Raw genomic sequence first — 12931 nt, 5'->3', positions numbered from 1 at the left:
GTGGACTCACAAGCTCCGATGTCATCACTCACAGTGCCCATCCCGCCGGACCTCAGCCCGGCGTGTCGAGCCGGAAACACCGATCTTGGGACAGTCCCCTCGATCACGCGAGTTCGCCTTGGATCACGCGGAGCCCGGTGCTCGGCGGGGCATCTCGCGTGATTGAAGGGGCATCACGTGTGATTGGAAGGGCATCACGTGTGATTGGCGGGACGACACGAGCTGGTCAGCTGGTCGTAGAGGTCCAGGTGACGGCGGGCGCAGGGCTCCGGGCGGTAGCGGGCGTGGGCGCGTTCGGCGAGGAGCCGGCCCAGGCGGGCCGGGTCGGGCTCGGCGAACAGAGCCCGTAGGCGTTCGGCGAGGGCCGGGACGTCGCCCGGTGGGGCCAGGAACGCGGGCGCGTCCGGGACGTCGAGCATGGCGGGGACGCCGCCGGTGGCCGTGGCCAGGACCGGCTTGCCCGCGGCCATCGCTTCGGCCACCACCAGCGGCTGCTGCTCCATGGTGGACGGAAGGACCAGCGCGTCGGCCCCGGCGAGCAGGGCGGGGACGTCCGGCCGGAAGCCGAGGAACGTCACGCGCCCCGCCAGCGGCGGCTGCCGCGCGGCCCGTTCCGCCGCCGCGCGTTCCGGGCCGTCGCCGACCACCGTCAGCCGCGCGTCCGGCGGCAGCACCCCCGGCAGCGACAACGCCGCCAGCAGGTCGAGCACCCCCTTGCGTTCCACCAGAAGCCCGGCGAAGACCAGGTGCCGCACCGGACCCCGTGGCGGGACCGGCGAAGCAGGGGCGACGCAGTTGTCGACGTGCACCAGCCGCCCGGCGGGCACCCGCAGGCGACGGCGCAGGAAGGCCCCCATCGCCTCGGCCGGCACGATCGTCCGGTCCAGGACGCGGGCGACGACGGCGTCCCCGGCCAGCACCGTCCGCGTGTACAGCGACGGCCCGGCCGCCCCGCGCGCGCCCCGGAACCACGGCTCCGCGACGTCGTCGGGCACGCCGTGGTAGGTCTGGACCAGCGTCGGCCGGCCACCACGGGCGAACCGCAGCCCCGCGATCACCAGCCCCGCGCGCCGGTCCTGGGCGTGCACGACGTCGGGCCGCCACGCCCGCAGCGCCGCCCGCGCCCGGCCCGCCGCCGCGAGGTCTTCCTTGTCGGCCACCGAGAGTTCCTCGTGGTGACCGTCGAGCAGCGAGGCGCCCCGCGCCGGCACGGGACCGAAGACGCGGACGTCGTGACCGTCGGCGGCCAGCGTCGCGGCGAGCCGGACGGTGACGTCCACCGGACCGCCGCGGTCCTGGGTGAGCAGATAGGCGATGCGGGTCACGAGAGGCGCTCCGACGGGGTGAGTTTGTCGACGAGGGTGGCGATCTGGTCGGTCATCCGCCCCCGGTCGAAGGACAGTTCGACGCGGCGGCGGCCGCGTTCGCCTTCGCGCCGGGCCAGCCCGGGGTCGGCCAGGCGCGCGGCCACGGCGTCGGCGAGCCGTCCGACGTCGCCGGCCGGCAGCACCGCGCCCGCGTCCGCCACGCTCTGGCGCATCCCGCCGACGTCGAACGCGACGACCGGCCGCGCGCACGCCATCGCTTCCAGCGGCACCAGCGCCATGCCCTCGGCGCGCGAGGGGAGGACGACGACGTCCGCGGCGGTGTACCAGGCGGCCGGCTCGTCGGTGCGCCCCGCCCAGCGCACGGACGCGTGCCCCGCCACCGGGTGCCGCTCGCGCCACACCGGGCCCATCGGCCCGTCGCCGGCGAAGACGAGCCGCGCGTCCGGCAGCCGCCGCAGCACCGCGGGCCACGCCGACAGCAGCTGGTCCTGGCCCTTGAGCTCGGCGAGCCGGCCGAGGCAGACGGCGATCGGCGCGTGCTCGGGCAGCCCGAGCCGCCGTCGCGCCGCGGTCCGGTCGCCGGGGACGAACCGGGTGGTGTCGACGCCGTTGCAGACGACTTCCGCTTCGGCGGTCACCCCGGCGGCCCGGCCGGCGGCCAGTTCGTCGTCGCTGACGCACACGACGAGGTCGGTCCACCGCGACGCGAGGCGTTCCCACGCGGCGGACGCGCGGCGCAAAGCGCCGCCGGCCGTCTCGAAGGACCACAGGTGCGGCTGGAACACCGTGGGGCGGCCGCCGCGCACGGCCAGCCGGCCGGCCAGGCCGGCCTTGGAGCTGTGGAGGTGGACGACGTCGGGGTCGAGGTCGGCCAGGAGCCGCCGCAGCCGCAGCGCCTCGGCGACCGAGCCGGGCCCCGGCGCGCGGCGCGCGGCCCAGCCACGGACTTCGAGGCCGAGTTCCCGGGCGCGTCCGGCGAGCCAGCCGGACGGCGGGCAGACGATCGTGACGGCCCAGCCGCGATCCCGTTGCGCCACGGCGAGTTCCAGCACGACCACGGCGACCCCCGCGGTCACCGGCTGGGAGACGTGCGCGAGCTTCACCGCAGACCGCCCCGGCGCAGTTCGGCGAGCGCACGCCGCTGCAGCAGCAGGGTCGCCCCGGCGTACCCGGCGACGAGGACCGCGGCTTCGGCCACCACGCCCGGCAGCGAGTCCCCGAACCACCGTCCGAGGACCACCGCCGGCACCGCGCCCGCCGCGCAAGCGAGCGTGACGCGCGCGAACATCCCGCCCAGCTCCGCCACCGGAGGCGCCACGCCGAGTCCCGCCAGCACCCGCCACGCCGCCGGTACCACCAGCCACGCCGCCCCGCACTGCACCAGCGCGACCGCCCCGATGCCGGCGTGGGTCAGCACCGCCAGGCCCACCGCGAGCAGCACCAGGTGCGTCGTTTCCAGGGCCAGATAACGCCGGACGTGCCCGGTCGCCTTCACCGCCTGGTACCAGATCTGCAGCAGGCAGATCCCCATGCCGTAGCCGGAAAGCAGCACCAGCGGGCCGGCCGCGCCCGCCCACCGCTCGCCCAGCAGCACGACGTGGCCGGCGAGGACCGCGAGCGCCAGGTACAACCCGCCCGTCACCACGAGCACCGCGCGGGTGAACCGGGTGACCGCCCCGCCGAGCGGCGTCCCCTCGCGCCGCAACCGCGTGAACACCGGGAACGCGACCGCGCCGAGGACGACCGCCACCATGATGTACGGCACCCAGGCGAGCCGGTACGCCAGCGAGTAGACGCCGACCGCGTCCGGCCCGAGCCCGTGCCCGACCGCGAAGTAGTCGAGGTTGACCAGCAGCGCGCCGACGACCGCCGCCGGCCCCACCACGGCCACCCAGCGCAGCACTTCGCGCGCCGCCGCGGGATCCCAGCACGGCCGGACCCCGCCGCGGGCCAGCGCGCCGAGCAGCGGTTGCGTCACCGCCGTGACCAGCAGGCCGAGCACCAGCGACACCGGCCCGGCGCCGCACGCGGCGAGCACGACGGTCAGCACCGCGCCCAGCACCGCGCTGCCGCCGTCGGGCAGCAGCCGTCGCCGGAAGTCGAGCTCCCGGTGCATCAGGCCCATCTGCACCCCGCCCGCCGCCGAGAACGGCAGGCCGAGCGCGGCCAGCCGGACCAGCCCGGCGGCGTCGGGCGTGCCGAGCAACGCCGTGAGCGGGCCGGCCGCGGCCACCAGCGCGACGGCCAGGGCGAGCCCGGCGCCGACGCTCAGCGTCAGGACGGTGCCCGCCGTCCGGCGCGGATCGCGTTCGGTGCGGCCGATGACGTCGTAGACCCCGATCGACTGGACGACCTGGCCGAGGTTCACCAGCGCCACCGCGAGCGCCACGGCGCCGAGCTGGCCCTCGGTGAGCAGGGCGGCCAGCACCAGCGTGACCAGCATCTGGCTGCTCTTGCTGACGAGGTTGACCACGCCCAGCCACAGCGAGCCGCGGACCGCGCGGGTCCCGAGCGCGGCCGTCACGCCGGACGCACCCGGCGGGCGGCGGCCACGGCGAGGCCCCACGCGACGACCACCGCGACCCCGTCCACGGTGACCGCGGCCCGCGACCCGAGCACCGAGCCCACCAGGGTATCCACTGTGTACAAATGCGCGAAGGGGACGGCGAGCGCGAGGACGGCCAGCCCGGCCGCACCCCAGCCCGGCTCGCCCCGGTGGCGCCACCACAGCGCGGCCACCACGGCCATCGCGGGCACGGTGATCAGCACGTCACCGGGCTGGTGCACCACGCAGACCACCACGGCGAGGAGGGTCAGCAGATCGGCGATCGGCGCCTTCGCGGTCCGGACGAGCAGCACGCTCGTCACCAGCACACCGGCCAGCACCACCAGTTCGACGCCGGAGGGGACCCACCCGGTGACCCGGAACAGCACCGCGGCGACGTCGATGCGTTGCGCGGTCACGGAATCGACGGCACCGTAGTCGGTACCGCGGGCGTGGGTGAGGTTCGCGACGACGACGTCGAGGAACGGCCCGATGCCGCCGCCCCGCACCACGAGGAGCACGACGACCGGCAGGCTGGCGGCCGCGGCGATGGCCGTGCCGAGCAGGGCGACCCGCCGCGAGCCGCGGGCGAACAGCAGGACGGCCAGCGGGAAGCCGTACTGGGGCTTGAGCCAGGCGAGCGCGAGAGCGGCGGCCGCCCACCCGGGCCGGTCGCGCCGGGCCAGCAGGGCCCCGGCCGCGCCGAGGGCGACCAGCGGGTTGATCTGCCCGACGTAGAGCTGCGCCTTCCCGACCTGGCTGGTGACCAGCAGCGCGGCGACGACGGCGGTGGCGACGGCGAACGGCACCGGAACGTACCGCCGGACGGCGTGCGCGGTCAACGCGGCGAGCGCGACGAGCAGCAGCAGCGAGAAGAGGGTGAACGCGACAGCGCCGGCGCGGTAGCCGGGCAGCGCGAACGGCGCGTGCAGGAGGAGGTGGTAGGGCTGGTAGAGGTTGAAGTCCTGCCGCACCGGCCAGCGCCCGGTCATCACGGCGGGGTCGTAGGGGTTGCCGCCGGCGAGGAATTCGCGGATGGGGAAGTAGAGGGCATCCCGGAAGTCCTGCAACCGCTCCTCGCCGACGACGGCGGGGGTGGGGAGCGGGACTTGCCACGAAGGCGAGATGGCGTGCCAGGTGCTCACGGCTCCGGCGAGGGTCGCGAGGAGGAGGACGAGACGCTGCTTCGGGGACAGGCCCGCGCCACGGGTGAGGGCCGGTCGCCGGCCGGGGTCGGCGGCGGTGTCTCGCTGCGAGGCACCACCGCGGCCGATTCGCCGGTGGCGGCCGGTGGTGGTGGGAGTGTCGGTGTCTTGTCGCGAGCTCATGCCTGCACCTCCGCTGGGCAGGGGGCGGGACGTGTTGCGCTGGGCGTGGTTGCCGTGCCGGGAACCGTGGGTTGCGAAGTCATGCCTGCACCACCGCCACCAGCACCGCATCCGCCGCCAGCACGCCGACCGTCGCGGTCAGGTCCGCCTGGTCGCGCCCCGCCGTCGTCACGGCCACCACCGAGGCGCCCTCTCCGTGCTCCTCCGGCAATCCCGCCGCCAGCTTGGCCGCCGTCTCGGTCAGGTCGGGGGTCACCGGCAGCACCCGGACCGGCCGGCCGGCCGCGCGGCAGAGCACCGCCAGCCGGTCCGCTGCCGAGGGGTCGTCCTCGCGCAGGACCGTCACCGGGCGGTGCACTCCCGCCGCCGCCAGTGCCCGGCGCACCGGGCCCGGGCCGGCGCCGCGCGGGGTCAACCGGCGCAGGGCCGCCGTCGCCAGGCCGGCCGCGACCGCGCCGACCAGGGCCAGCCCGCCCACCAGCGGCACGTCCGGTGCCACCGTGAGCACCTCCGGCCGCGCGTCCAGCGTCCGCAGCTTCCCGGCCGGCGCGAGGAGATCCGCGTCGATCATCGCCTTGCCCAGCGCCAGCGCCGTCGCGCCCGCCTGCTCCGGCGAGGCCGCGCGCACCGACAGCCGCGCCAGGCCCGACGCCGGGACCAGCTCGACCGACACGTGCCCGGCGAGCTCGTCGGGGCCGTACCCGGACACCGGCGCCGCCGCCGCGAGCACCGACGGGCTGCGGGCCAGCTCGACCAGCGCCGGCAACGCCAGCGAAACGACCTCGCCGTAGGGAGCACCGTCCGCCGCGGCGGGGCCGGCGAGCAGGCTCACCCGGCCCTGGTACTCGGCGCCGCGCGTCAGGCCGACGATCAGCACGAGGGCCCCCACCAGCAGCGCCACGGCGACGCTCGAGACCACACTGCGGTACTTCATCGGGCACCTCGAAGCAGTTCGTCGTAGGACTTCATGAGCGGGTGCGGGTCGTAGTCGCGTTCGACGGCCCGGATCCCTTCCAGCGCCGTGGTTTCCCGCGCCGCCGGGTCGAACAGCAGCGTGGTCAGCGCCGCGGCCGTCGCGGCCGGATCCGCCGGCGGCACCACGATCCCGCCGCCGCCGGCCAGCACCCCGGCGATCCCGCCGACGTCCGTCGCGACCACCGGCCGGCCGGCCGCCATCGACTCCAGCACCGCCAGCGGCAGGCCTTCCCAGTCGCTGGTCAGCACCGTGACGTCGGCCGCGGCGAGCAGGTCCGGCACGTCCGCGCGGGTGCCGAGGAACTCGACCCGGCGGCCCAGCTCCTGCGCGCGACGCTCCAGCTCCGGCCGCAGGCTGCCATCGCCGGCCAGCCACAGCACGGCGTCGCCGCCGACCGCGGCCCAGGCGTCGAGCAGCACGTCGTGGCGTTTCTGCGGTTCCAGCCGGGCCAGGCAGAGCGCGACCGGCGTCCGCTCCGGGACGCCGAGGGACGCGCGGATCTCCGCGCGGCCGAACACCGGCGGCCTCGGGAACACCGCGTTGCGGACCACCACCGGACGCTCCAGCCCCGACGCCGCCAGCCGGTCGGCGGTCGCGGCGGACACCGCGACGACCCGGCCGGACGTGCGGCGCAGGATCCGCGCCGCCGCCGGGTAATCCGGCTCGGCGACGCCGTGGAAGACGGTGACCGGCCGCCGCCGCCCGGGGGCGAGCGCGAGGCGGGCCACCAGGCTCGCGCCGACGTTGTGGGCCAGCACGACGTCGGGCCGGAACCGCGCGATCGCGCGGCGGGTGGCCCAGGCCGCCTTCAGCACCCCCGCCTTGCTGCGGCGGGCGAGCGGCACGGCGAACGTCGGCGTGCCGGCCGCGGCCAGCGCGTCGGCGCGGAAGCCCCCGCCGCCGGCGACGGCGGACACCCAGCCGTACTCCTCGCCGCGGGCCACCATGCCGGCCACGAGCGTCTCCGCCCCGCCCGCCCCCATCTCACTGATCACGTGCAGCACCCGCATCGGCGCTTCCCTCCTTCTCGAACCCGGGTTTCGGCCGCGACGGCGAGCGCGGCCAGCGACCACAGCGGCAGGTAGTACTGCTCGGACAGGAACGTCGAAGTCACCAGGACGGCCAGCAGCGACGCCTGGATCGCGACCGCTTCCGTCCGCTGTGCGCCGGGGCCGGCCCGCCGGACCGTCCGCTCGCTCGCCACCGCGGCGGTGGCGACCACCCCGGCGAACAGCGCGAACCCGGGCAGGCCGAGTTCGGCGGCGACCTCGAGGTACATGTCGTGCGCCACCGGGGTCTGCTCGTCGACCTCGGCGTTGTGCGACTCGGCGGCGTAGTGCTCGCGGAACCCGCCGGGGCCGACGCCGAGCACCGGGTGGGCGGTCAGCATCCGGGCCGCCGCCTGCCAGCGCAGTTCCCGGGTGTCCACATTGGACGCGGCGATGAAGGTCTTCTCCTGCAGGGCCCGGTCCAGCTGCGGACCGGCGAACGCCCACGCGCCCAGCCCCAGCCCGGCGACCGCCACGGCCGCGGCGGCGAGCACCCGCCACGGCAGCACCCCGCGCAGCAGCAGCCAGCCGACCGCGGCGGTCAGGCCGAGCGCGCCGCCGCGGGAGAACGTGGCCGTCGCGCCGGCCACCAGGACGATGCCCGCGGCGGTCAGGACGGCGCCCCGGCCCCGGCGGTGCAGCGCCGCGAGCAGGGGCACCGCCGCGACGAGGAAGTAGGCGAGGTCGTTCGGATCCGGCTGCGGCCCGCTCGCGCGCGCTTCGCCCTCGGCGACCAGGGCGTAGAGGGCACCCGCGCCGGCCGCGGTCGCGCCCGCGGCCGCCGCGAGCAGCAGCCACCGGATCGGCACCTCCCGGCTCGCGACGTCCGCGAGCACCGCGGTGACCACCAGGAACGGCAGCCAGCGCACGGTGTACTCCGCGGTGAACGGGCCCGCCCCGTGCACGGACGCGGTCGCCGCCAGCACGACGGCGAGAAGCGTGAGGACGGCGTACAGCGGAGTCGGCCGGGGCGGCTGCCGGCGGCGGATCCGCACCGCGAGCCAGACCACGGTCAGCAAGGCGGGCGCGACCTTGCCGAGCTGGCTCTGCACGGCCGTCAGGTAGCCCTCGACCGGCGCCAAGCCGACGGTCGCGCACGCGAGGACCCGAAGCAGGGTCGTCTCGAGGTTTCCGCGTGTCGGAGGCCGGACGACGGGGTGAGCGATCATCTTCCGGCGTCCAACCGGGTCACCGGCCGGGTGCGCCGCACAGCCGTCCGGCTGACGTACTCGCCGGTGCCGACGACGTCGAAGTGCTCCCGCAGCGCGGAAAGCACCCAGCCGAGCCAGGCCACCTTCCGCGCACCCGGTGCCGCCATCCCGGGGAAGAACTCCATGCCGGGAGCGTCGGCGGCGCCGAGGACGTCGGTCGGGTGCAGCAGCAGCGAAGGCGACACCCCGCGGACGAGGCAGAGCCGCAACGCCGTCCGGAAGTACGCCCGGGCCAGCCGCGGCGAGATCGCGTGCAGCTGCAGGAGGTACGAACCGTGGATCGGCGTGCGCAGCAGCGGCATCGTCGTCACCGGCAGCTCGACCAGCGAGCTGTCCGCGCAGGTCTGCCAGCGGTAGGCGTGCACCGGCGCGAGCACCCGGGAAACCCCGCCGAACAGCTCGCCGAGCCCTTCTTCCGCGGCTTTCGCCGTGCGGTTGTGGTACGCGCGGGCCAGCGGGCCGATCCACGTCGGCAGCGTGCTGGCGTCGTAGGCGTAGCCGCGTTCGGCGAGCAGCTCGACCAGGTCGCGCGTGACGCTGTAGCCGGGGCCGCGGAACCCGCTGGGCCGGGGAGCGCCCGCGGCGGTGATCGCGGCTTCGGTCCGGCTCAGCTCGTCCTCGAGCCGCTCGCGGGAGTAGCGGTGCAGCCAGGGTTCGTGACCGAAGGAGTGGTTGGCCACCTCGTGCCCGGCCGCGGCGATCTCGGCCACCGCCTTGGCGCCGTCTTCGCGGACGACGTCGGCGCCCACGACGAAGACCGTCGTCGTCAGGCCCTGTTCGCCGAGGATCTCCAGCAGTCGCGGCACCGCGGACGGCAGGAAACTGGGCCGGTCGCGCCAGCCGGGATCACCGTGGGTCTTGAGGTAGGCCCACAGGTTGTCGAGGTCGACCGAGACGCTCGCGAGCGGCCGCGGGGTCACGCCGCTTCCCCCGCGAGAGCGGGCGCGCCGGCGCGTGACTGCAAGCCGAGCAGCAGGACGCCGCACACGACCACGGCGAGGCCGGTGGCGACCCACGCCCCCTGCCCGGCGACGACGTGGTCGCCGAGGACGGCGATGCCGGTGACCGACGCGAGCACGATCGTCGTCGCGTCGGCGGTGGCCACGACCGCCGCCGCCGGCCCGCGCTGCAGGGCCGCCGCCATCGAGGCCTGGCCGAGCACCGCGGCCGCCAGCATCAGCCAGGTCAGCGGATTTCCCGGCAGGGCGAGGAGATCGAGGTGCGCGAGGGTCCGGCTGGCGACCGCCACGACGGCGAACGCGACCCCGGACAGGACCGCGGCCGGCAGGAACGTCCCCGCCCGGCCGGCCGGGATCATCGCCAGCCCGGTGCCGAGCACCACGACGGCCAGCGCGGCGACCCCGGCGGGCGGGAGATCGGTGGCGACCGAGGCCGACGACGACCCGGCCAGCACGACCAGCCCGGAGGCCAGCAGCACCAGCGTCATCGCTTCCCCGGTGCGGATCCGCCACCCGAGGACGAGCACCCCGAACGCGGTCGCCAGCCCGATGGCCGACGACGACGCGGCCTGGACCAGGTACAGCGGCAAGGACGCCCGCGCGAAGAACGCGAGCGCGAAACCGCCCAGCTGACCGGCGAAACCCAGCAGGTACAGGCGATCGGCGGCGAGCCGGGCCAGCAGGCCCAGTCCCGCACCCGGCCGGTTCCCGGCCCGCCGCGCGGCGACGCTCTGCGCGACGATCCCCACCGCGTAGAGCACCGCGGACGCCACGAGCACCGCGTAATCCACCACGAACGACTCCTCACGTCCCGCCCCGCGTACCGGGTGACCCGGCAAAGCGTAGGAACGCGGAAGTGGCTTCACTTTCGAAGGATGGGATTCGGGAATTCGTCACGCTCCGGCACTGATTCGCGCGCTTCCGGCCACCCCAAAGCGTGACGCACCGCAGTGTCCCGATCGGCAGAACACATGGCGTAACAACGGTTCGGTGATCACCGGCGCCGGCGTCCGGCCGACATCGTGCTCACCTCCGTTTCGCCACCCGTTCGAGCTACAAGAACCCCGGTCATAGGTTCGCGCACCCCACACGATCGGTTAACCGGCTGGAACGCCCGGCGGGCCGTCAGTACGTTTTTCCCACCGAGGCGGAACACTACGTTGAATACCGCCTTGGCAACTGTCTTATCGAAGACAATTGTCTTATCGAGGGAGAACCCATGCTGAAGAAAATCGGCTTCGTCGCCGCCGCCATGGCGGCCGGGGCATTCGTCACCGGTGGCATCGCGTCCGCCGGGACGCCGGACGAAGAGCACGGCCACCACCACGGCAACTACGGCTACGACCACACCGGTCAGGTCGGCCTGGTGAACCTGAACAACACCGACGCGCTGCACAACGTCAACGGCACGCTCGGCCTCTGCGGCAACGACATCAACGTCCTCGGCGTCCAGGTGCCGATCCACGACTCGCTCAACGGCATCGGCGTGCCGATCCTGTCGCCGGGCGCCAGCGAGGCGAGCGGCGAGTCGCCGTACAACTGCGCCTCCAGCGGGCTCGCCGACGGCGGCACCAGCCAGGGCGAGTGACTTTCCGCTCCGGCGGAATGAATGGTTTTCCGAAATGGCGCGGCCTCGGTTCGCGCCGTGAAGTATCGCCCCGGAACCGGGGCGGGCAGTTGAGGAGTTTTTTCTCGTGATCAAGCAGCTCGGATTCGTCGCGACCGCACTGGCCGCCGGGTTGGCCGCCTTCGGCGGCTCGGCCTCCGCGACCACCGTCAGCGTCTCGGGCCACCCGGTCGACCAGAGCGAACAGTTCGGCCTGGTCAACCTGCAGAGCCTCGACGCACTGCACAACGTCAACGTGGTCGGCGGCGTCTGCGACGACAACGTCAACGTGCTCGGCGTGCAGGTCCCGCTGCACGACGTCGCCGACGGCATCGACGTCCCGATCCTGTCGCCGGGGGCGCACGAAGCCGAAGGCTCGACGCCGTCGAACTGCGCCAGCGGCAGCATCGCGGACGGCGGGACGGCCCAGGGCCACTGATCGACCCGGTGGGAAGAAGCCGTCGCACGGAAAGCAGTTTCCGTGCGACGGCTTTTCGCTGTGCCCGGAAAAAGGGGGGAGTGCGACCGGTCCGCCGTGTCGGGACGGCGCAAGACGGCTTGGATGGGGGCTGGGAACCGGCGAAGTCGTGCGTCGCCCGGCTGCGGGCTCGGCTGAGGGGTTCACACCCCGCCGGTTCCCAGCCGGAAACCCGTTCCCGGGGTCGAGGGGAACGCGTTCCGTGTGTCCGAGCCTACGGCTTCCGCCTCCTTTCCGTGGTGTTTCGTGGAGTGATGGTGTCATGAACGAGTGTACGAATGCGGCTCGTTTCCGGAAAGCGATCTTCCGCCTTAAACCTCGCTGACCCGATCGGGCCAATCACGGCCCGGTCAGCGGCTTGCGGTGCGCACCCAATGGTGTCGTGCGGTGGAATTCACACCATTCTCTCAGTATGTTTCCCTCACGCGGGACGGAGCACACACACCTCGCCGCCGTCCTGTCCGATGCACCGACTGATCGAGGAGAACAAATGCTGAAGAAGATTGGGTTCGTCACGGCTGCCATGGCGGCCGGCGCTTTCCTGGCCGGTGGCGTCGCGGCTGCCGGTACGCCCGACGGCCACGACCACCACCACGGTGGGCACACCGGCCAGCTCGGCCTGCTCAACCTGAACAACACCGACGTGCTGCACAACGTCAACGCCGCGCTCGGTGTGTGCGACAACGAGATCAACGTGCTCGGCGTCCAGGTGCCGATCCAGAACTCGCTCAACGGCATCGGCGTGCCGATCCTGTCGCCGGGCGAGCACGAGGCCAGCGGCGAGAACCCGCAGAACTGCGCCTCGAGCGGCCTCGCCGACGGTGGCACCAGCCAGGGTCACTGAGTCCCCGCGCCACGGCCGCCCGTTGTGTGTGCGGATGCCGGCCGAGGCGCGGAATCCGGCGCCGCGCCCGAGGTGGTGCGGCGTGCCCGGAACAGGGAGCGAGCTGCACACTCCGGTTCCCCGTCCCGGGCACGCAGCGATCCCGGCGCCGACGCCGGCACGGGTGGGACCGGCCACCGGGCAGAACCGGTGAGCCGGCCCCACCCGGCGCAGGCAAAAGCCGCGACCGACACGTCGGTCGCGGCTTTTCCATGTGTGCGCTCAGCGGCGCCCGAGCAGCCTCCCGACGACCCCGCGCCGGCGCCGCGGCTCCGGGCCGGGCGTGGTGCCCACGCGCAAAACGATGTCCAGCACCGCCGCCTGCTGCTCGGTGGCGGCCCGGGTGAAGCCGGGTGACGCCGCGACGGCGCGGCGAAGGTCATCAGGGTCGGCGGTGCCGCTGTCGAACCCGGTGACCCGGGTGACGTCGATGGGGCCTCGGCACGGTGTTTCCACGCGAAAGTTCTCCTGCGGTCGGACGGTCCGTATCCCGTTATCGCTCCGTTACCGCCCGCGCGTTACCGTCCCGGCGTCCCTCGGTCAGGTGAGAAGCGGACCCGCTCGTCCG

At 74.4% G+C, this 12931-nt stretch carries 13 protein-coding genes; 3 read left to right on the top strand and 10 right to left on the bottom strand.

The genetic code is table 11. The features are described from left to right. Positions 1–194 precede the first annotated feature (194 nt). From C2L58_RS25260 to C2L58_RS25220, 9 genes are all read right to left on the bottom strand, one after another. On the bottom strand, positions 195–1325 hold the full coding sequence (locus tag C2L58_RS25260; protein WP_103340080.1) for a glycosyltransferase family 4 protein: 1131 nt from the start codon (positions 1323–1325) through the stop codon (positions 195–197). After that, positions 1322–2431, bottom strand: a complete 1110-nt coding sequence (locus tag C2L58_RS25255) for a glycosyltransferase family 4 protein (protein WP_103340079.1) — start codon at positions 2429–2431, stop codon at positions 1322–1324. Before C2L58_RS25255 ends, C2L58_RS25260 begins: the two co-directional genes overlap by 4 nt. Then, a complete protein-coding gene (locus C2L58_RS25250; RefSeq protein ID WP_233225919.1) occupies positions 2428–3852 on the bottom strand; it encodes an oligosaccharide flippase family protein in 1425 nt (474 codons plus the stop codon). The genes C2L58_RS25255 and C2L58_RS25250 overlap by 4 nt, the downstream gene beginning before the upstream one ends. Then, complete coding sequence (locus tag C2L58_RS25245) at positions 3849–5201, bottom strand: glycosyltransferase 87 family protein (RefSeq protein WP_233225918.1); 1353 nt, start codon at positions 5199–5201, stop codon at positions 3849–3851. Before C2L58_RS25245 ends, C2L58_RS25250 begins: the two co-directional genes overlap by 4 nt. 79 nt (positions 5202–5280) lie before the next feature. Further along, a complete protein-coding gene (locus tag C2L58_RS25240) occupies positions 5281–6135 on the bottom strand; it encodes a hypothetical protein (protein ID WP_103340077.1) in 855 nt (284 codons plus the stop codon). After that, positions 6132–7187, bottom strand: a complete 1056-nt coding sequence (locus C2L58_RS25235; protein WP_233225917.1) for a glycosyltransferase — start codon at positions 7185–7187, stop codon at positions 6132–6134. Before C2L58_RS25235 ends, C2L58_RS25240 begins: the two co-directional genes overlap by 4 nt. Then, positions 7169–8395: an O-antigen ligase family protein gene (locus C2L58_RS25230; RefSeq protein ID WP_233225916.1), complete on the bottom strand. Its 1227-nt coding sequence runs from the start codon at positions 8393–8395 to the stop codon at positions 7169–7171. Before C2L58_RS25230 ends, C2L58_RS25235 begins: the two co-directional genes overlap by 19 nt. Beyond that, on the bottom strand, positions 8392–9357 hold the full coding sequence (locus C2L58_RS25225; RefSeq protein ID WP_103340076.1) for a polysaccharide deacetylase family protein: 966 nt from the start codon (positions 9355–9357) through the stop codon (positions 8392–8394). Before C2L58_RS25225 ends, C2L58_RS25230 begins: the two co-directional genes overlap by 4 nt. After that, on the bottom strand, positions 9354–10190 hold the full coding sequence (locus tag C2L58_RS25220) for a hypothetical protein (RefSeq protein WP_103340075.1): 837 nt from the start codon (positions 10188–10190) through the stop codon (positions 9354–9356). Before C2L58_RS25220 ends, C2L58_RS25225 begins: the two co-directional genes overlap by 4 nt. 425 nt (positions 10191–10615) lie before the next feature. On the opposite strand from C2L58_RS25220, the gene C2L58_RS25215 reads away from it, so the two are divergent. From C2L58_RS25215 to C2L58_RS25205, 3 genes are all read left to right on the top strand, one after another. Continuing rightward, entirely contained in the window at positions 10616–10984 is a 369-nt protein-coding gene (locus C2L58_RS25215) for a hypothetical protein (protein WP_103340074.1), read from the top strand. Between the two features lie 106 nt (positions 10985–11090). Then, positions 11091–11441 carry a hypothetical protein gene (locus C2L58_RS25210; RefSeq protein ID WP_103340073.1) on the top strand — a complete coding sequence of 117 codons (351 nt, stop codon included), beginning with the start codon at positions 11091–11093 and terminating at the stop codon, positions 11439–11441. 529 nt (positions 11442–11970) lie between these two features. Continuing rightward, positions 11971–12324, top strand: coding sequence for a hypothetical protein (locus tag C2L58_RS25205; protein ID WP_103340072.1), 354 nt, complete (start codon positions 11971–11973; stop codon positions 12322–12324). A 261-nt stretch (positions 12325–12585) separates the two neighbouring features. On the opposite strand, the gene C2L58_RS25200 is transcribed toward C2L58_RS25205, so the two are convergent. Then, the gene (locus C2L58_RS25200; RefSeq protein ID WP_103340071.1) at positions 12586–12819 is read right to left on the bottom strand and encodes a hypothetical protein; all 234 of its coding nucleotides are present in this window, start codon (positions 12817–12819) and stop codon (positions 12586–12588) included. Between the last annotated feature and the right edge of the window lie 112 nt (positions 12820–12931).

Source organism: Amycolatopsis sp. CA-126428, from assembly GCF_002904335.1.
GTDB lineage: Bacteria > Actinomycetota > Actinomycetes > Mycobacteriales > Pseudonocardiaceae > Amycolatopsis.
This window is presented reverse-complemented; position numbering and strand designations above follow the sequence as displayed.